We start from the raw sequence: 17,930 nt of genomic DNA, 5'->3' as shown, positions 1-17,930 counted from the left end.
TACCTCGGCGCGGCCCGCGCGGTCGGGCGCTCCCGGCCGTAGTCTCCGACGGTTCACGAGACTCCGATGGCCGACGACTTTTACGCCCGCGTCTACGAGGTCGTCCGGCGCTGCCCGCCGGGCCGCGTCACGACGTACGGCCGCGTCGCCCGGGCGCTCGGCGCGCCCCGCGCCTCGCGGGGCGTCGGGTGGGCGTTGCGCGCCGTCGCCGCGAGCGCGGCCTTGGACGTCCCCTGCCACCGGGTCGTCGACCGCGAGGGCCGGCTGTCGGGGCGGCGCCACTTCGAGACGCCGACGGTGATGGCCGAGCGGCTGGCGGCCGAGGGCGTCACGTTCGCCGAGCCCGACCGGGTGGCGTTGGCGGCGCACCTCTGGGACCCGTCGGCCGAGGGGGCCGGGTAGCAGGGCATTTCGGCGTCCGTCCGTTCGCGGCGGAGGGCGACCGTTCATCGGTGAAACGGGGCTCTCCGGGGCGCTGGCCCACACGCCGCCCCGAGATGTCGGTATTCTCTCCTCTGCACGCACGGCCTCTCAGGGAGCTCCTGAGGTGCCCGGGTCGTGCCGAGCGCGCCTGGACGGCGCGCGGCCCCGCCCTCCCCGGGGGAGCTCGCGACACACACACCACCCCACCATGACCTTGACTACCCAGCGCACCCATCGAGGTGCTCTCGGCGGAGCGCTCCTGCTCCTCCTCGCGCTGGTCGGCGCCGCCCCTCTGGCGGCCCAGACCGCGACCATTTCCGGCAACGTCGTTGCCGCCGACTCCGGCGAGCCGCTCATCGGCGCGGCCGTCCAGGTCGTCGGCGCCGCGCGCGGCGCGGCCACCGACATCAACGGCGACTACACGCTCGACGTGAACGCCGGCACGCACGTGCTCCGGGCGTCCTACACGGGCTACGAGCCCCAGGACTTCACCGTGACCGTGGCCGCCGGCCAGACCGTCACCCAGGCGTTCACGCTCGACCCCGACCTCACGGGCCTCGATGAGGTCGTCGTGACCGGCGCGCTCTCCTCGCGGAGCCGCTCGCGCTCGGAGGTCGCCGTCAGCCGCATCGACGCGGCGGCGCTGACCGACGTGGTCCCCTACAACGACTTCTCGCAGCTCGTCTCGGGCAAGGTGTCCGGCGTCTCCGTCCAGCCCGCCTCGGGCAACGTCGGCGGCGGCATCCGGTTCAACGTCCGCTCTGGCGGCGGCCTCAACGGCGCCGGCCAGCCGCTCATCTACATCGACGGCGTCCGCATCTCGAACGCCCAGTTCACCGGCGGCGCCATCGGCACTGGCGGCCAGGACGTCGGCGTGCTCTCGGACATCAACCCCGACGACATCGCCTCGGTCGACATCCTGAAGGGGCCCGCCGCGGCGGCGCTCTACGGGACCGACGCCTCGAACGGCGTCGTGCTGATCACGACCAAGAAGGGTCAGATCGGCGGGGCCGGCCAGGCCGCCGCGCCGTTCCGGATCAACTACCAGTACGTCACGGGCCAGAACACCCAGCAGACGGAGTACACCGAGCTGACGGCGGACCAGACGTTTGAGGCCGCCAACGCCAACTTCGTGGACGGCGGCATCCAGCAGCACACGGTCAGCGTGTCCGGCGGCGCCCCGAGCGTCCGCTACTTCGCGCAGTTCGACACGCGCAACGAGGAGGGCATCATGCCCGGCAACTACCAGGACCGCCGGAGCCTCCGGGCCAACTTCGAGGCGTTCCCGCTGAACAACCTGTCGGTCTCCGCCAACGCCGGGTACACGTTCAACACCGTCGGCACCCCGCAGAACGACAACAACCTCTTCGGGTACCTCGGCAACACGTTGCTCTCGACGCGGCCGTACAACTTCACCGACTCGCTGGCCATCCGCGCCATCGACACGCAGTTGCGGACGAACCGGTTCATCGGCTCGTTCGACGCCCGCTACACGCCCATCGACAACCTCCAGATCTCGGGCAACGTCGGGATCGACGCCGCCGACACGCGGCAGGACCAGACGCTCCCCGTCGGGTTCACCTACTCGGGCGTCCCCGGGTTCGGTGAGCGCTCGATCAGCTCGCGCGAGAACGACCAGATCTCGTTCCAGGTCGACGCGCGCTACGCGTATGAGCCCGTCGACGGCCTGGAGATGACGACGTCCGCGGGCGTCCAGGGCTTCGACAACCGCCGCCGGTTCTTCGACTTCCAGATCCAGAACTTCGCGACGCCGCTGATCACCGACGCCGGCTCCGGCTCGGACTACCAGTTCTCGGGCGAGTTCTTCGCCAACGAGCGCCAGCTGGGCCTGCTCGCCGAGCAGTCGCTGTCGTTCCAGGACACGTACTTCGCCGCGTTCGGCCTCCGCAACGACTACTCGTCGGCGATCGGCTCCGAGGCCCCGAGCGTGGTCTACCCGTTCGGCCGCGCGGCCGTCCGGCTCGACAAGTTCGCGGCCGTCCCGAGCGCGCTGTCCATCTTCAAGCTCCGCGCCGCCTACGGCGAGAGCGGCCAGCTCCCGGGCGGCGCCGACGCGATCCTGCTCCTCTACGGGGCCGAGGTCGGCGGCGACGGCGCCGGCGCCACGCCGGTCAACATCGGCAACCCGGCCATCGAGCCGGAGCGCGTCGCGGAGTTCGAGGTCGGTGCCGACCTCGAGATCTATGACCGCGTGGCCCTCGAGTTCACGTACTACAACCAGAACGCCTCGAACTCGATCTTCCGCGAGCTCATCGCGCCGTCGACGGGCCTCATCGGCACGCGGCCGATCAACATCGGCGAGATCGACGGGCAGGGCATCGAGTTCCAGATCTCGGGCACGGCCGTCCGGACCCGGAACTTCGGCCTCGAGCTCGGCGCCATCGCCAACTACTCGACCAACGAGGTCAAGTCGATCGGTGAGTCGCAGCCGTCGTTCGACGGGTTCGACGCCAACGTCATCCGCGCCGGCGTCTGCCTCGACGACCCGAACACGCCGGCCCCGCTGTGCGAGGGCACGGTCACGAGCGGCCTCCCGCGCTCGGCGTTCTACATGACGCCCGTCAACGGCGCCATCTTCGGGGACGACGGCTCCTACGCCGGCGTCGACGCCGGCATCACGGACGCCAACCGGGCCGAGTACCAGGCCCGGATCGACTCCGGCGAGTGCGTCGACCTCCCGGGCACCAGCGACGACCGGTGCTTCATGGGCATCCCGTACCCCGAGTGGAACGGGTCGTTCACGGCCAACATCACGCTGTTCCAGGACTTCACGTTCTACGCCCTCGCCGACTGGGCCACGGGCCTGAGCGTGTTCAACAACACGGCGCTCTTCCAGTCGCTCTTCGGCAACAACTTCGAGCGGAACCGGCTCCGGGACCAGCTCGGGTTCGGGTCGACGGACGAGATCCCCGACCTCACGCCCGGCACGGCCGAGTACACCGAGGCCGCCGAGGCGTACGCCCGGACCTCGGGCAGCTTCGACGCGAACTACCTCGAGGAGGCCGACTTCCTCAAGCTCCGCGAGATCTCGGTCCGGTACAACCTCGGCCGGTTCATCGGCCAGGTCCCGGCGCTGGAGCGCGTCCGGACGGCGAGCATCGCCTTCGCCGCGCGCAATCTCTTCACCACCTCGAAGTACTCGGGCCTCGACCCGGAGGTCAACTTCGCCGGCGCTCTCAGCGCCTCGCGTGGCGCGGACTTCCTGACGCTGCAGAACCCGCGTCAGTTCTTCCTCACCCTCCAGCTCGGCCTCTAAAGCGACTGGCGACCCGGGGGCCGCACGGGCGGCCCCCGACCGCCACCCCACCATCCCTATGACTTTCCGATCCACCCTCACGCCCGCGGCCGTCGCGCTCGGCCTCGCCTTCGGGCTGGGCGCCTGCGACGCCGCCGACAACTTTACGGGCGACGTCGACGGCTTCATCGACCGCGTCGACACCGACTCGCTCGACCAGCAGCGCGCCGTCGGCTTCCTCGCCATCGGCGTCGAGGAGGCGTTCAACGACGCCTACGACGCCTCGGCGGTCCTCGCGGACCTCCTCTCGGACGCGTTCCTCTTCGACCAGGACGTCAACGGGGCCACGTTCCCGACGTTCGACGAGGTCGACGACGCGGACATCCTGACGTCCAACAACTCGGTCGACGGCGTGTACAACGCCATCAACCAGACGCGGTACCTCGCCGACGACCTGCTCCGTCGTGCCGAGACGACCATCGAGTTCACGGCCGACGCGGACGGCGACGAGGCCCGGCGCCTCGCCAACTACACCGGCAACCTCTTCGGCGGCATCGCGCGGTACTTCCTGGCGAGCTACTTCGCGCTCGACCCCAACGCGAACGCGGGCGCGCCGATCTCGTCCGACCCGGAGAACCTGAGCCCGCTCATCCCGGCGGCTCAGCTCTACCAGCAGTCGATCGACCGGTACACGGCCGCCAAGGCCTTCACCGCGAATGACTACCAGACCCGGTTGCTCAACACGCTCATCGCGCGGAACTACCTCTACCTGGGCAACCTCGCCCAGGCCGAGTCCTTCGCCGCGCAGGGCCTGGTGGCCGGCGACGCGCCCTTCACGGGCGACTACAACGCGTCGTCGACCAACAACTGGTACTCCCAGGGCGGCATCGGCCGCACCCAGGTGGTCGCCGCCGACCGCTTCCAGGCGTACGAGGACGAGGGCGACACCCGCGTCGCCGTCGAGCCGGCTCCGCCGGTCGCCGGCGCGACGCGGTTCTTCGTCCGCCAGGCCGTCATCACGGACCCCGGCCAGTCGCTGACGTTCGCGTCGTGGCAGGAGAACGCGCTGATCCGCGCTGAGGCGGCCGGCGCCGGCTCGTCGGCCGGGCTCGGCTTCATCAACGCCGTCCGCACCGACGCGGGCCTGGACGCGCTCGCCAGCGCCAACCAGTCGACGCTCATCGAGGAGCGCGACCGGACCCTGTTCCTCCAGGGCCAGCGGCTCATGGACATGCGCCGGTTCGGCCTGCCGTTCGTCAACGCGGACGGTGCGGTGCCCGGCCCGTGGCGCTACCTGCCGATCCCGCAGAACGAGCGCAACGCGAACCCGAACTTCTAGGCTCGCACGCGTGACCCCCGAGGGGGCCCGGTGGCACTGCGCCGCCGGGCCCCTTTTTTGTGCCGATCCGGGAGGTGGGACGCCGCATCCCCTCGCGGACCCGGCCCGTACGCCCTATGCTGTAGCCGACCACCTGGGGATGCCATGCCGACGCCCACCGCCCTGCACTTGCTCGCCGCTCTGCTGGCGGCGTCGCCCCTGGTCGGGTTGGCGCCCGACGCCCGCGCCCAGCACCACGTCGTCGTGCTCGTCCGCGACGCCGAGACCCGGGCGCCGCTGCCCGGCGCCAGCGTGGTCGCCGGCGACGCCGGGGCGGCGACCGACGCCAACGGCCGCGTCCGCTTCGTCGTCGACGCCGACTCGGTCGCCATCGGGGCCGCGTATCTGGGCTACGCCCCGGTCGACACGACGGTCGCCGTGACGCCGGGCGCCAACACGTACGTCGTGCTCGGGCTGGCTCCGGGCGGCGTCCGCGCGCTCGGCGACGTCGTGGTGACGGCCGAGACGCTGAACCGGCGGCGCCTGGAGCGGATCGGGTTTTTCGACCGGAAGGACAGCCACACCGGCGCGTTCCTGACCCGGGCCGACCTCGACGCCCGCAACGTCTCACAGTTCTCGGACATCTTCCGGGGCATGAACGGCGTCCGGATCGACCGGGGCCGCGGGCTCTCGCGGCTCGTCTCGACCCGCCGCCGCGACTGCCCGATGACCGTCTTCATCGACGGCACGGAGGCGGCCTACTTGTCCGACAACGTGGACTCGCTCCCGTTCGGCGACGTCGCGGCGGTCGAGGTCTATCGGGGGCCGTCGGAGGTGCCCATGGCGTACGCGCACACGCGGTTCCGCAACACGTGCGGGGCCGTGCTGATCTGGACCCAGATCGAGATCGACGGCTAGCGCGAGGGCCCTGGAAGCGACGGGGACGGGCACGCCGGCGTGACCTCGTCGGGCGGAGGGGCGGCTCGGCCCTGGAACGCGAGGTGGACCCCTCGGCGTTCGACCCTCCCACCACTCCGTTCTCCCATGTCCCTTCGCACGCTCCCCGCCGCGCTCGCGGCGGTCGCCCTCCTCGCGCTCACCGTCGCCGGCTGCGCCACGCTCGGCGGCGCCAACTACTACTCCGTCGACGAGGAGTGGCAGGCGGGCCAGCAGCTCGAGGCCGAGCTCGCCCGCAAGCTCCCGCTCACGAACGACCGCACCGTTACGGCCTACGTCAACCGGCTCGGGCAGGCGATGGCGCGGCAGACGCAGCTCGGCAACCGCCCCTGGCGGTTCTACGTCGTCCGCGACGACGCCATCAACGCCTTCAACGTGCCCGGCGGGCTGGTCTACATCAACACCGGGCTGATCGAGCGGGTCGGCAGCGCGTCCGAGCTGGCGGGCGCGATCGCGCACGAGGTGGCGCACGGCGCGGCGCGGCACGGCACGCAGCGGCTCTCGGCGGCTCAGGAGGCGAACGTGCTGGCGGGCGCGATCGGCGTCGGCGGCGGGGTCGAGGGCATCGCGGCCCAGATCGCCGCCCAGGGCGCCTTCGCGTCGTTCTCGCGGCGCGACGAGCGCGAGGCCGACCGCCTGGGCGTCCAGATCATGGCGAATGTGGGCTACGACCCCGACGGGCTCGGCGACCTGCTGGAGCGGCTCGCGGCCCAGGAGCGCGGCGGCGGCGTGGCCTTTTTCCGCACCCACCCGCTCTCGTCCGACCGGATGCGCGAGGTGCGGCAGCTGGCGCGGCAGTACGACGGCCGCCGGCTGGCGAGCGACGACCGCGAGTTCGCGGCCGTGCGCCGGCGCGCGGCGCAATTGTAGGGAAATGGGCAATGAGAAGGGGGGAGGGGCCGGCGGGCGCGGATAGGTTGCCGCCTGCCTGCCCCGTTCCCCGTGCCTGACCTCGACGCCTACGCCTTCGACCTGCCCGACGCGCTCATCGCGCAGCGCCCGGCCGCGCGCCGCGACGGCTCGCGGATGCTGGTGCTCCACCGAGCGACCGGCGCCGTCGAGGACCGGCGGTTCACGGACCTCCCCGAGTACCTGAGCCCGGGCGACGCGCTCGTGTTCAACGACACGCGCGTCGTCCCGGCCCGGCTCGTGGGCACGCGGCCGAGCGGGGGGAAGGCCGAGCTCTTTCTGATCGACCGCCGCGACGACGGGACGTGGAGCGCGCTCGCGCGGCCCGGCCGCAAGCTCAAGGCCGGCGCGGCCGTGCTCCTGGGCGACGGGCTGGCGGCGGCCGTCGAGGGCGTGCTGGACAACGGGCGCCGCGTCGTGCGGCTGACGCAGAATGGCGAGCGGCTGGCGGCGGAGGCCGAACAGGCCGCGCTCGACGCCGTCGGCCGGATGCCCCTGCCGCCCTACGTCGACCGCGAGGCCGACGCGTCGGACAAGGAGCGCTACCAAACGGTGTTCGCCCGGGCGCGCGGCGCCGTCGCCGCCCCGACCGCCGGGCTCCACTTTACGCCCGCCACCCTCGGCGCCCTCCGTCAGCGCGGCGTGACGACGGCCGAGGTGACACTCCATGTCGGCTACGGCACCTTCGAGCCCGTCCGCGCCGACGACCTCTCGGAGCACCGCGTCGCCGCCGAGACCATCGACGTGCCGGCCGCGACGGCCGAGGCCCTCAACGCCGCGAGAGCGGGGGGCGGCCGGATCGTCGCCGTCGGAACCACGTCGACGCGCGCGCTGGAGACGGCGGCCGACGAAGCCGGCCGGTTCGCGCCGGTCGCCGGCCCCACCGGCCTCACCATCACGCCCGGCTACCGCTTCCGCGCCGTCGACGCGCTGCTGACCAACTTCCACCTCCCGCAGTCGTCGCTCCTCGTGCTCACGGCGACCTTCGGTGGGCTCGACGCCGTGATGGGCGCGTACCGCCACGCCGTCCGCGAGGGCTACCGGTTCTACTCCTACGGCGACTGCATGCTGATCGTGGAATAGGCCCGGGTGTGGACTCAGGCGCGTGGCAGCGTCGTAACGCCGCCGAGTCTCTCCTACACGTTCTGGGGGAGTCGGCCGACCGCAAGCCCGCCCGGACACGCTCCGGCCCCTTCGGGCCCGCCTCCCTCGAGGGAGGAGGGGACATCTGAACAGCCTCTCAGGCTGACACCACGGGGCGACCCGGGCGCGAGCCCCGCGCATTGACCGCCCAGCGTGCAGGCGGGCCAATCGTCGTTTCCAGTTCAGAATTGAACCTCCGAGGTTGAATCGAGACCCTCCGAGGGTCGGTCGAGGCCCTCCGAGGGCTGTTCGAGAACCTCCGAGGGTCAATGGTGCACCTCCGAGGCTCAACGGAGACCCTCTGGCGTCCAATCGAGACCCTTCGAAGATCGGAGTCGCAGGTCGGAGGCTCCGAGAGAGCGAAACCGGCCTTGGCAGGCCCGACGGTGCACCGGGGCGTCACGTTGGAACGCCGTCGCAAGCGATTAGCCCGGTCGTGTGTCGGGGGAGCGTGCCAAAGCGTCGGGGCAGAGCGGGCAGGGTGAGAAGGGCGTTCGGATTGCCCTTGGGGAGGCCGACACGCGGGCGCTCTAGAGTCCGCGGCCCACCCGCCGATACACGGGGTCTCCCCCCGACCACATGTCCGACCGCCCGACCCCGCTCCGCCGCGTCCCGTCCGGCCCGCCCCTTGGCGGCGCCTACGCCTCGGCCGAGGACGCCGTGTTCGAAGACCTCGGAGGGCCCGGCGACGGCCGCGCCGGCTCCACCCCGCCGACGTGGGGGACGCTGGCGGCCGAGCCCGCGCCCGAGCCGCCCGCGCTCGAAGCGCCCGCCTCGGAGCCCGGGCCGTCGGCGCCGGCGGTCCAGCTGGGCGACCCGTTCGGCGACGGCGCCGCCGCCCCGGCCGAGCTGGGCTACGACCCCGCCGACGGGTTCCAGATCGGGTTCGACGACGACCCCGCCCCGACGACCGCGCTGGCGCCGATCGTGCCCCAGGTGCCCGTGGCACGGCCCGCCGGCCCGCCCGCGATCCCGCCGGCCGCGCCGCCCGTCGCCGCGCCGCCGCGCGCCGAGGCGCGGCGCTCGTTCCGCAGCACGCTGCGGATGCTCCGCCGTCACCTGTGGCTCATCGTCGGGCTGACCGTTCTCGGGCTCGCGCTTGGCGCGGCGTACGCGACGTTCCGGACGCCCGTCTTCGAGGCGCACAGCATCCTTCTCATCATCCCGAACGACAACGAGGCCGGCGCGGGTGGGGTCGCCCAGGCCCCGGGCGTCGACGTGTCGAAGGTGGTCAACCAGGGCCTCGTGCTCCAGCAAGCGCCGCAGATCGCGCAGAGCGCGGCGGCCTCGATCCTGGCCCGCCCCGACGCCGACGCCTTCTCGACGGTCCAGAAAGCGACCGAGCGCTACGACGGCGCCCTCACGCCCGAGGGCTACGGCGAGTACCTCCAGGACAAGGCCGTGACGGTCGGCCCGGCCGCCGAGGACGCCGACGCCATCAAGGTCTCGGCCACGGCCGCGCTCCCCGAGGAGGCCGCCCTCATCGCCCGCCTCTACACCGACGCCTACGTCGACCTCACGCGGACGTCGTCGCAGGAGCGCTCGACCCGGACCCGCGAGGTGCTCGACGAGCAGATCGCCCGGCGCGAGGGCGAGCTGTCCGAGATCGAGAGCCAGCTCGAACGGTTCATGACCTCGGAGAACGCCGCCGGGCTCGACGACCAGACGCGCGTGACGGTCTCGCAGATCGGCCAGCTCCAGGGCCAGCTCGACTTGGCGCGGGTCGAGGCCCAGACGCACCGCGCCCGCCTGGCCCAGCTCCGCAGCGACCTCGCCTCCGTGCCGGAGCGCCTGGAGCGGAGCGCCCAGGCCCCCTCGGTCGTCGAGACGACCGACCTCGACACCCAGATCGCCGCCGACGAGCGGCTCCTCGAGCAGATCTACCGCCAGAACCCCCAGCTCCGCGGCGACCCGACGGGCCACCCGGATGTCGCCGAGATCGACCGCCGCCTGCGCGGGCTGCGCGCCGACCGCCAGCGCCGGATCGCCTCGGCGACCGACGCCGCCGTCGGCGCCGGCGGGCTCGACATGGGGAGCACGGCCTCGAACGGCCGGGCCTACCTCGCCGAACTCCAGCGCCAGATCTCGACCGTCGAGGCCGAGCTGGCGGGCGCCGACGCCCGGGCGCGCACGTTGTCGGGCCGGCTCGCCGAGGCGCGCGGCCAGCTCCGCGCCGTCCCCGGCCAGCAGGTCGAGCTCGGCCAGCTGGAGCGCCAGCGCACGCAGGCCGCCACCACGTTGGCCCAGCTCCGCGCCGAGTACGACCGGGCCTCGCTCGCCGAGACGACCGAGCTCGGCTTCGCCCAGGTGCTCCGCGACGTGCAGGTGCCCCGCAAGCCGAGCGGCCTCAAGGCCCCGGCCGCGACCGCGCTCGGCGGCATTGCGGGCCTCCTGCTCGGCTTGGGGCTCGCCTTCATCCGCTTCCAGACCGACTCGACGGCGCGCACGCCCGACGACCTCCGCGAGCACGGCTTCGCCGTGATCGGCACCATCCCCGACCTGACCGACGCCCTGCGGGGCGGCCGCCACGAGATCGAGGGGGCGCTCGTCCACCCCGGCCTCGTCACGCTCTCGCGGCCCTTCTCGCCGGACGCCGAGGCGTTCCGGCACCTCCACGCCGGCCTGTACGCCGGGGGCGGCGCCCACCCCCAGGTCGTGCTCGTCGGCGCGCCCGAGGCGCACGCCGGCACCAGCTTGGTGGCCGCCAACCTGGCCGCCGCCGCCGCGCAAGCGGGCCGCCGGACGCTCCTGGTCGACGCCGACCTCCGGCGGCCGGCCGTCGGCGCGCTCTTCGGGCTCGGCGAGCAGGCCCCGCTCGGCGAGGGCCCGGCCGACTCGAACCTCGTCTACTGGAGCACGGCCGTGCCCGGCCTGCTGGCGATGACGCCGCGCGAGACGGCCGCCTCGCCCGACGAGATGTGGGCGCCCCACCAGGTCGGCGCGCTCCTGCAGAACCTGCGCTCGGCGTTCGACATCGTGATCGTCGACACGCCCTCCGCGCTGGCCTCGGCCGACGCGACGCTGCTCGCACCGCATGCCGACGCGGCGCTGCTCGTGGCCGAGTCCGGCCGCACCGACATCGAGGCGCTCGAGCAGGTGGCGACCGAGCTGGCCTCGGTCGGGCTCACGCGCGTCGGCACCGTCCTCAACCGCTTCGACCCCGCGGGCGCCATCGGCTTCCGCGCGACCGCCGGCGTCCGCCACGCCGCCCGCGACTAACCCCCCCCCCGACGTTGTCCCCCCGACCCATGCGTTTCCTCGTCCTCGCCGCGCTCGCGGCCCTCGCGTTCCCCGCCCTCGCCCAGCCGGTTGACCCCGACCCCGCGCCCGTCACCCGGATCGGGCGGAGCGAGCAGACCGTCAGCAACGCGCCTGGCTACTACCGGCACCACCTGCCCGGCGAGGCCACCATCCAGGTCCAGGTCGAGGGCGCCGTCCTGAACCCGGGCCTCTACGAGATCGCCGACGAGACCGGCCTGCGCGAGCTGCTCGCGCTCTCGGGCGGCCCCCAGGTCAGCACGCGCGACCGCGACAGCGAGCGCCGCGTCGAGATCCGGCTGATGCGGCCGGGCACCGGCATGATCTACGGCGCCCTGCTGGCCGACGCCGTCACGAACCCGCAACTGATCCCGGCGCTCCGGCACGATGACGCCATGCTCGTCGAGGTCATCGACAAGCGGCGGTTCGGCTGGCGCGACGCGCTGTCCGTCGTCGGCGGCATCAGCGCGGCCGTGCTGATCTACGACCGCGTCGGCCGCTAGCTGATCCCGGGCCCGACCCCCCGCGGCGCCCGACCCATGCCCGACCTCGCCTCCCGACTCCGCGCGTTCGGCGGGTCCTGGCTCCGCCAGGGCACGTGGACGGTCATGGACCAGGCCCTCTTCGCGGGGGCCAACTTTTTGGTCAACGTGCTGCTGGCGCGGTGGCTGACGCCCGAGGCGTACGGCGCGTTCACGGTCGCCTTCGTGGTGTTCCTGTTGGCGGGGACCGTCCACGGCGGGCTGCTCATCGAGCCGATGCTGGTCTTCGGACCGGGCAAGTTCGAGGGCAAGACGGGGCCGTACCTCCGCGTGCTGCTGCGCGCGCACGCCGGGTTCTCTGCCGTCGCGGGCGCCCTCCTTGCCGTCGTCGGCGGCGTCGCGTGGGCGCTGGGGAGTCCGGAGCTGGCCGCCGTATTCCTGGCGCTGGCGATCTCCCAGCCCGCGATTCTGGCGCTGTGGCTGTTGCGCCGCGCGTGCTTCGTGGTCTCGAAGCCGTCGTGGGCGGCCGGCGCCGGCGCGCTCTACATGGCGCTGCTGGCGGGCGGCGCCGTGGCCCTCTACCGCGTCGACGCGCTGACGGGCCCGCTCGCGCTCGTGCTGATGGCCGTCGCGTCGCTGGCGGCCTGCGCCGTGCTAGCCGGGCGGCTCGGCGTGTTCAGGCGCGAGCAGGTGCCCGGGCTGGCCGCCGACGCCCGCGCCGCCCACATCGAGTACGGCCGGTGGTCGGCCTCGACGGGCGTGCTGGAGTGGGTGCAGCTCGCCGTCCCGTTCCTGGCGCTGCCGCTGTTCGTGGGGCTCGAGGGGAGCGGCACGTTGCGCGCCCTGTTCAACCTGGCGATGCCCGCGCTCCAGGGCTTCGGCGCCCTCGCGACGCTGTGCCTGCCCCTCTTCGTCCGCGCCCGCGCCGCCGGTACCTTCGACCGCACCTTCCGCCAGATCGGCGGCGCGTTCTTGGGATTGGGCGCGCTGTACGGCGTCCTGGTGCTCGCGTTCGGCGAGGTCGCCGTGGCGTGGCTCTACGACGGCAAGTACGCCGCGACGCCCGGCGCGCTCGCGTTCCTAGCGCTGATCCCGTTCGTCGTCGCCGGCTCCAACATGCTCACGACGGCCGTCCGCAGCGCCGAACTGCCGTCGGCCGTGTTCCGCGCCCGGACGTGGGCGGTCGGCGTCACCGGGACCGTCGTGCTGGCGCTGACCGCCGCGTTCGGCGTCGTCGGGGCGCTGGCGGGCGAGGTGGTCGTGTTGCTCACCGAGGTGGCCGCGCTGTGGGGGCCGGCGCGGCGCGCGCGCCCGTCGGGCGATGCGGCCCCGCCCGACCCCGCCCGGCTCCGCGTCTTGCTCTCCGCCTTCGCCTGCGACCCGACCGAGGGCTCCGAGGGCGGCGTCGGGTGGAACACGGCGCGGGAGCTGGCGCGGCACCACGACGTGACGGTGCTCACGTACGCGGGCGCTCGCCAGCCGATCGAGGCCGAACTCGCCGAGCGTCCCGTCCCCGGGCTCTCGGTTGCGTACGCCGCGCTCCCGTTCGAGCCGGCGAAGTACCGGGTCGAGGGCCGCCCCATGGGGCCGCGCTGGGAGCAGCTCCACTACCTCCTGTGGCAGGTGTGGGCGGGCCGCACCGCGCGCCGGCTCCACCGCGAGCGGCCGTTCGACCTCGCGCACCACATCACCTTCGCCCGGTACTGGGCCCCGAGCGCCGTCGCCGGGCTGGGCGTCCCCTTCGTGTGGGGCCCGGTCGGTGGGGGAGAAGACGCCCCACCCGCGTTTGTCGACGCCCTCGACACCGCCGGCCAGCACTACGAGCGCCGTCGCGCCCAGGCCCGTGACTTCGTGGAGCGGCTCCCGTCGGTCCGCCGCCTGGCGCGGCGCGGCGCGCTCGCGTTCGCCACGACGGAAGAGACGGCCGCTCGGATGCGCGCGCTCGGCGCCCGGCACGTCGAGGTGCGGAGCGCCATCGGGCTCGACGCGGCCGACGTGGCGCGGCTGGCGGCGCTCCCCCCCGCGACCGGCCCGGTCCGCTTTCTCTGCGTCGGCCGCCAGCTGGCGTGGAAGGGGTACCGCTTCGCGATCGAGGCCTTCGCGCTCGCCGCCCTCCCCGGCGCCGAGCTGTGGCTCGTCGGCGACGGCCCCGAGCACGACGCGCTGACGGCGCTCGCGGATGAGCTCGGCGTCGCCGACACCGTCCGCCTCTTCGGCCGCCTCGACCGTCCCGAGGTCCTCGACGTCCTCGCGCAGGCCCACGTGCTCGTGCAGCCCAGCCTGCACGACTCCGGCGGCGCCGTCTGCCTCGAAGCCCTCGGCGCCGGGCGCCCCGTCGTTGGGTTCGCACTCGGCGGTACGGTCGTCCACGTGCCCGCCGATGCGGGCCTGCTCGTCCCCGCCGAGGCGCCCGGCCCGGCCGTCGCCGCGCTCGCCCACGCGATGCGCGAGCTGGCCGCCGACCCCGTCCGCCGCGCTCGGATGGGGGCCGCCGGACGGCACCTCGTGGCCGATCAGTTCGGGTGGGCCGACCGCGTCGCCGACCTCGCCGACCGCTACTGGGACCTGGTCGACCGCCCGCGCCCCGTCGCCGCCGCCGAGCCCGAGATGGCATGGACCTGACCTACACGCCCCGCTCCTACGTCCGCCCGCGCCGCACGGCCGTGGCCCGCTACGTCGCCATCCTGGGCGGGTGTCTCGTGGGGTACGCCCTGCTCGGCCGCCCGTTCGCCTACATCGGCGTGCCGCCGCTGTTCATCGGCGAGATGCTGCTGCTGGCCGGGCTGGCGATCGCGGCGTCGTCGGGCGGGCTGGGCGCCGCGCTCCGCGCGTGGCCGATCCGGTTGTGGCTCGTGCTGGCGGTCTGGGCGGTGATCCGGACCGTGCCCTACCTCGGCGTCTACGGGCTCGACGCCGCCCGCGATCTCATGTTGGTGGGCTACGGGGCGTACGCCGTCATCGTGGCCGCCGTCCTGCTCGCCGACCCCGAGGGGCTCCGCACGCTCGCCGAGCGCTACCACCGGTTCGCGATCGCGTTTCTCGCCGTCATCTGGCTCATCTACGCCGTCGCCAAGACCGTCGGCGACGCCGAGCCGTCGCTGCCGTGGGCCCCGGGCGTCGGGATCTTCAGCGCCAAGGGCGGCGACCTGATGGTCCACGTGACCGGCATCGTGGCGTACCTGATGATGAGCGGTCTGCGGCGGTCGCCGGCGGCGCTCGCGATGGCCGCGTTCACGGCCGGGATCGTGATGGTCAGCAACCGGGGCGGGATGGTGGCCTTCGCGCTAGGGATCGGGCTGGTGTGGCTGATGCGGCCGAGCGGCACGCGCGCCGGCCGGCTGATCTACGCGTTCGCCGCGCTCTTGGTGGTCGGCGTGCTCGTCGGCCCGTTCGTCGACCTCCGCGTGCAGGGCACGTCGCGGACGCTGTCCGTCGAGCAGATCGTCGAGAACGCCACGAGCATCTTCGGTTCCGGCTCGGCCTCGCTCGACGGCACCAAGCGCTGGCGCCTGGAGTGGTGGGGCGACATCGTCGACTACACGCTCTTCGGCGACTACCTGCTGACCGGCAAGGGCTTCGGCGTCAACCTCGCCGTCGCCGACGGCTACTCGGTCTCCGAGGAGGAGAGCCTGCGGAGCCCGCACAACGGCCACATGACGGTCCTCGCGCGGGCCGGCGTCCCCGGCGTGATCCTGTGGCTGCTGGTCCACCTGGTGTGGTTCGGCGCCGTGCTCCGCGCCTGGCTGGCCGCGCGGGCCCGCGACGAGCGCCGCTGGATGGCGCTCTACGCCTGGATCGCCGGCTTCTGGGTGGCCGCGATGGTCAACGCCTCGTTCGACGTGTTCCTCGAGGGCCCGATGGGCGGGATCTGGGTGTGGTCCGTGATCGGCGTCGGCATCGCCGCCGTCCGCCTGCGCACGACGCACCCCCAACTGCTCGACCCCATCGACCTCCCGTTCCCCCCGACCCATGGCCCTGACCGCGCCCCCGCCCCGACCTACGGCTGGTAGCGGCCGCCCCGCCCGAGCGGCGCCTCCGACCGACGCGCCGCCGACCGTCCTGCTCGTGCACAACGTGTACCAGCAGCCGGGCGGCGAGGACGGCGTGTTCGAGCGCGAGGGCGCCTTGCTCGACGCGCACGGCCACCGCGTCCTCCGCTACGTGCTCCACAACGACGCCGTGGAAGGGATGAGCCGCGCCGCGCTCGCGGCCCGGACGTTGTGGAGCCGGACCGCACACGACGAGGTCCGGCGGATCGTCGAGGCCGAGGGCGTCGATGTGGTCCACGTCCACAACACGCTGCCGCTGGCATCGCCGTCGGTCTTCTGGGGGGCGCACGCCGGAGGCGCGGCGACCGTCCACACGTTGCACAACTACCGGATGGTGTGCCCCGGCAACCTGCTGCTCCGGGACGGCCGGATCTGCCACGACTGCGTGGGCAAGACGTTCGCCGCGCCCGCCGTCCGCCACGCCTGCTACCGCGACGACCGCGCCGCCACGGCCGCCGTCGCGGCCACGACCGCGCTCCACCGCGCGCTCGGCACCTGGGCGACGGCGGTCGACCGCTACATCGCGCTGAGCGCGTTCGCGCGCGACCTGTTCGTCGAGGGCGGCCTGCCCGCCGACCGCGTGGCCGTCAAGCACAACGCGCCGCCGACGGACCCCGTCCCGGGCCCGGGCGGCGACTACGCCCTGTTCGCGGGGCGGCTCGCGCGGGGCAAGGGGATCGAGGTGCTGCTGGAGGCGTGGGCGCTCGACCCCTCGCTCCCGTCGTTGCAGGTCGCTGGCAGCGGTCCCCTCGCGCCGCTCGTCGAAGCGGCCGCCGCGGGCGACCCGCGCATCAACGCGCTGGGCTGGCAGACGGCCGACGACATGGCCGCGCTGATGGGCGGGGCCGCCATGCTCGTGACGCCGTCGACGTGGTACGAGGGCTGGCCGCTCGTCGCCGTCGAGGCGATGGGGCAGGGCACGCCCGTCGTGGCGACCGACCACGGCGCGTTCCCCGAGATGGTCTCCGACGGCGACACCGGCCGGCTCGTCCCCCGCGGCGACGCGCCCGCGCTTGCCGCCGCGATTGCCGAGATGATGGCCGACCCGGAGGCGTTGCGCGCGATGCGCTGCCGCACGATCCGCCGCTTCGAGGGCCGCTTCTCGCGCGCCGTCAACTACACGGAGCTGCGCCAGATCTACGCCGACGCCATCGCCCAGCGCGCCGCGGCATGAGCACGGACGCCCCCCGCGTCGCGCTCGCGGTCCCCGTCTACAACGGGGAGGCGTTCCTGCCGGCCCTGCTCGACGCGCTCCGCGCCCAGACCGAGGCGCGCTGGACGGCGGTGATCACCGACAACGCCTCGACCGACGGGACGGCGGAGATCGCTCGGGCCGCCAGTGCCACCGACCCGCGCTTTCGCTACGCCCGCAACGAGACGAACCTGGGCGCCAACGGCAACTTCAACCGCTCGATGGCGCATGCGCTCGCGACCGGCGCCCCGTTCGTCAAGTGGGCCGCGTGTGACGACCGGCTGCGGCCTGGCTTTCTCGCGGCCTGCCTCGGCGCCCTCGACGCCCGCCCCGAGGCGGCGGGCGCCCACACCGGCGTCGTGCTAGTCGACGAGGCCGACCGGCCGTACCCGTTCGACGCCGAGCGCGGCGGCTTCCTCGACGGCGACGACGTGTTCCGATGGACCCCCGACGACTGGGCCGCCTTGGGCTCGCAGGATCCCGGCGAACGCCTGTTCCGGTTCCTGCATGACAAAACGGGCCAGTCGCTGATCTACGGCGTCTTCCGGCGCCATGCCGTCGCCCACGCCGAGCCGTTCGCGATGCCGGGCGTTGAGGACGCCGTGTGCGCAGAGCTGGTGCTGGCGGGCCCGCTCGCATTCGTCGACCGGCCCCTCTTCGAGCAGCGGCTCCACCCGGGAAGCGCCCGCCGCATGTCGCGGCGCGACTACATCGAGTACGAGACGGGCGTCCGCCCGACGGGCCTGCTGCTGCCCTCCGGCGGCCGCGCCGTCGCCTTCGCCCGGGGCATCGCGCGGGCCCGGCTGTCGCTGGCGGACCGTGCGCGCGCGGCGGTGGGGTTGGCGCGGTTCGCGGTCGGGCTGGGCCGCCTCAAAAATCTCGTCGTCCCCGGGCCGGACAACTACTTCGGCCTGGGCGCGGAGCGGGCGTAGGGCACTGGGCG

General features: G+C 73.6%; 12 protein-coding genes. All 12 read left to right on the top strand.

Going from position 1 to position 17,930, the window contains the following annotated elements; genetic code table 11:
* The first annotated feature begins 66 nt into the window (after window positions 1-66).
* The 12 genes from ACLIRP_RS09780 to ACLIRP_RS09725 all read left to right on the top strand — a co-directional run bounded on the left by ACLIRP_RS09780 (window position 67) and on the right by ACLIRP_RS09725 (window position 17,919).
* Window positions 67-402 carry an MGMT family protein gene (locus ACLIRP_RS09780; protein WP_412060262.1) on the top strand — a complete coding sequence of 112 codons (336 nt, stop codon included), beginning with the start codon at window positions 67-69 and terminating at the stop codon, window positions 400-402.
* A 229-nt stretch (window positions 403-631) separates the two neighbouring features.
* Entirely contained in the window at window positions 632-3,700 is a 3,069-nt protein-coding gene (locus ACLIRP_RS09775) for a TonB-dependent receptor domain-containing protein (protein ID WP_412060261.1), read from the top strand.
* Window positions 3,701-3,758: 58 nt separating this feature from the next.
* Window positions 3,759-5,018 (top strand): hypothetical protein, encoded by a 1,260-nt coding sequence (locus ACLIRP_RS09770; protein WP_412060260.1) that lies wholly within the window; start codon window positions 3,759-3,761, stop codon window positions 5,016-5,018.
* 144 nt (window positions 5,019-5,162) lie between these two features.
* Window positions 5,163-5,915: a carboxypeptidase regulatory-like domain-containing protein gene (locus tag ACLIRP_RS09765; protein ID WP_412060259.1), complete on the top strand. Its 753-nt coding sequence runs from the start codon at window positions 5,163-5,165 to the stop codon at window positions 5,913-5,915.
* A 126-nt stretch (window positions 5,916-6,041) separates the two neighbouring features.
* On the top strand, window positions 6,042-6,824 hold the full coding sequence (locus ACLIRP_RS09760) for a M48 family metallopeptidase (RefSeq protein WP_412060258.1): 783 nt from the start codon (window positions 6,042-6,044) through the stop codon (window positions 6,822-6,824).
* A 72-nt stretch (window positions 6,825-6,896) separates the two neighbouring features.
* Window positions 6,897-7,946 carry a tRNA preQ1(34) S-adenosylmethionine ribosyltransferase-isomerase QueA gene (gene queA, locus ACLIRP_RS09755; RefSeq protein WP_412060257.1) on the top strand — a complete coding sequence of 350 codons (1,050 nt, stop codon included), beginning with the start codon at window positions 6,897-6,899 and terminating at the stop codon, window positions 7,944-7,946.
* 639 nt (window positions 7,947-8,585) lie between these two features.
* Window positions 8,586-11,225, top strand: coding sequence for a GumC family protein (locus tag ACLIRP_RS09750; RefSeq protein ID WP_412060256.1), 2,640 nt, complete (start codon window positions 8,586-8,588; stop codon window positions 11,223-11,225).
* Between the two features lie 29 nt (window positions 11,226-11,254).
* A complete protein-coding gene (locus ACLIRP_RS09745; protein ID WP_412060255.1) occupies window positions 11,255-11,767 on the top strand; it encodes an SLBB domain-containing protein in 513 nt (170 codons plus the stop codon).
* A 36-nt stretch (window positions 11,768-11,803) separates the two neighbouring features.
* Window positions 11,804-14,368, top strand: coding sequence for a glycosyltransferase (locus ACLIRP_RS09740; RefSeq protein WP_412060254.1), 2,565 nt, complete (start codon window positions 11,804-11,806; stop codon window positions 14,366-14,368).
* Window positions 14,359-15,756: an O-antigen ligase family protein gene (locus ACLIRP_RS09735; RefSeq protein WP_412060253.1), complete on the top strand. Its 1,398-nt coding sequence runs from the start codon at window positions 14,359-14,361 to the stop codon at window positions 15,754-15,756. The genes ACLIRP_RS09740 and ACLIRP_RS09735 overlap by 10 nt, the downstream gene beginning before the upstream one ends.
* On the top strand, window positions 15,716-16,969 hold the full coding sequence (locus ACLIRP_RS09730; protein ID WP_412060252.1) for a glycosyltransferase: 1,254 nt from the start codon (window positions 15,716-15,718) through the stop codon (window positions 16,967-16,969). The genes ACLIRP_RS09735 and ACLIRP_RS09730 overlap by 41 nt, the downstream gene beginning before the upstream one ends.
* Window positions 16,966-17,919 (top strand): glycosyltransferase family 2 protein, encoded by a 954-nt coding sequence (locus tag ACLIRP_RS09725; RefSeq protein WP_412060251.1) that lies wholly within the window; start codon window positions 16,966-16,968, stop codon window positions 17,917-17,919. Before ACLIRP_RS09730 ends, ACLIRP_RS09725 begins: the two co-directional genes overlap by 4 nt.
* The last annotated feature ends 11 nt before the right edge of the window (window positions 17,920-17,930 follow it).

It is taken from the genome of Rubrivirga halophila (assembly GCF_046845755.1).
In the GTDB taxonomy this organism is placed as follows: Bacteria; Bacteroidota; Rhodothermia; order Rhodothermales; family Rubricoccaceae; genus Rubrivirga.
The sequence above is the reverse complement of the archived record's forward strand: the minus strand, read 5'-3'. Positions and strand labels throughout refer to the sequence as shown.

Excerpts from the sequence above, each read along its gene's own strand:
- ACLIRP_RS09780 (WP_412060262.1), top strand. The coding sequence starts at position 67 with ATGGCCGACGACTTTTACGCCCGCGTCTACGAGGTCGTCCGGCGCTGC.
- ACLIRP_RS09775 (WP_412060261.1), top strand. The coding sequence starts at position 632 with ATGACCTTGACTACCCAGCGCACCCATCGAGGTGCTCTCGGCGGAGCG.
- ACLIRP_RS09770 (WP_412060260.1), top strand. The coding sequence starts at position 3,759 with ATGACTTTCCGATCCACCCTCACGCCCGCGGCCGTCGCGCTCGGCCTC.
- ACLIRP_RS09765 (WP_412060259.1), top strand. The coding sequence starts at position 5,163 with ATGCCGACGCCCACCGCCCTGCACTTGCTCGCCGCTCTGCTGGCGGCG.
- ACLIRP_RS09760 (WP_412060258.1), top strand. The coding sequence starts at position 6,042 with ATGTCCCTTCGCACGCTCCCCGCCGCGCTCGCGGCGGTCGCCCTCCTC.
- ACLIRP_RS09750 (WP_412060256.1), top strand. The coding sequence starts at position 8,586 with ATGTCCGACCGCCCGACCCCGCTCCGCCGCGTCCCGTCCGGCCCGCCC.
- ACLIRP_RS09745 (WP_412060255.1), top strand. The coding sequence starts at position 11,255 with ATGCGTTTCCTCGTCCTCGCCGCGCTCGCGGCCCTCGCGTTCCCCGCC.
- ACLIRP_RS09740 (WP_412060254.1), top strand. The coding sequence starts at position 11,804 with ATGCCCGACCTCGCCTCCCGACTCCGCGCGTTCGGCGGGTCCTGGCTC.
- ACLIRP_RS09735 (WP_412060253.1), top strand. The coding sequence starts at position 14,359 with ATGGACCTGACCTACACGCCCCGCTCCTACGTCCGCCCGCGCCGCACG.
- ACLIRP_RS09730 (WP_412060252.1), top strand. The coding sequence starts at position 15,716 with ATGGCCCTGACCGCGCCCCCGCCCCGACCTACGGCTGGTAGCGGCCGC.
- ACLIRP_RS09725 (WP_412060251.1), top strand. The coding sequence starts at position 16,966 with ATGAGCACGGACGCCCCCCGCGTCGCGCTCGCGGTCCCCGTCTACAAC.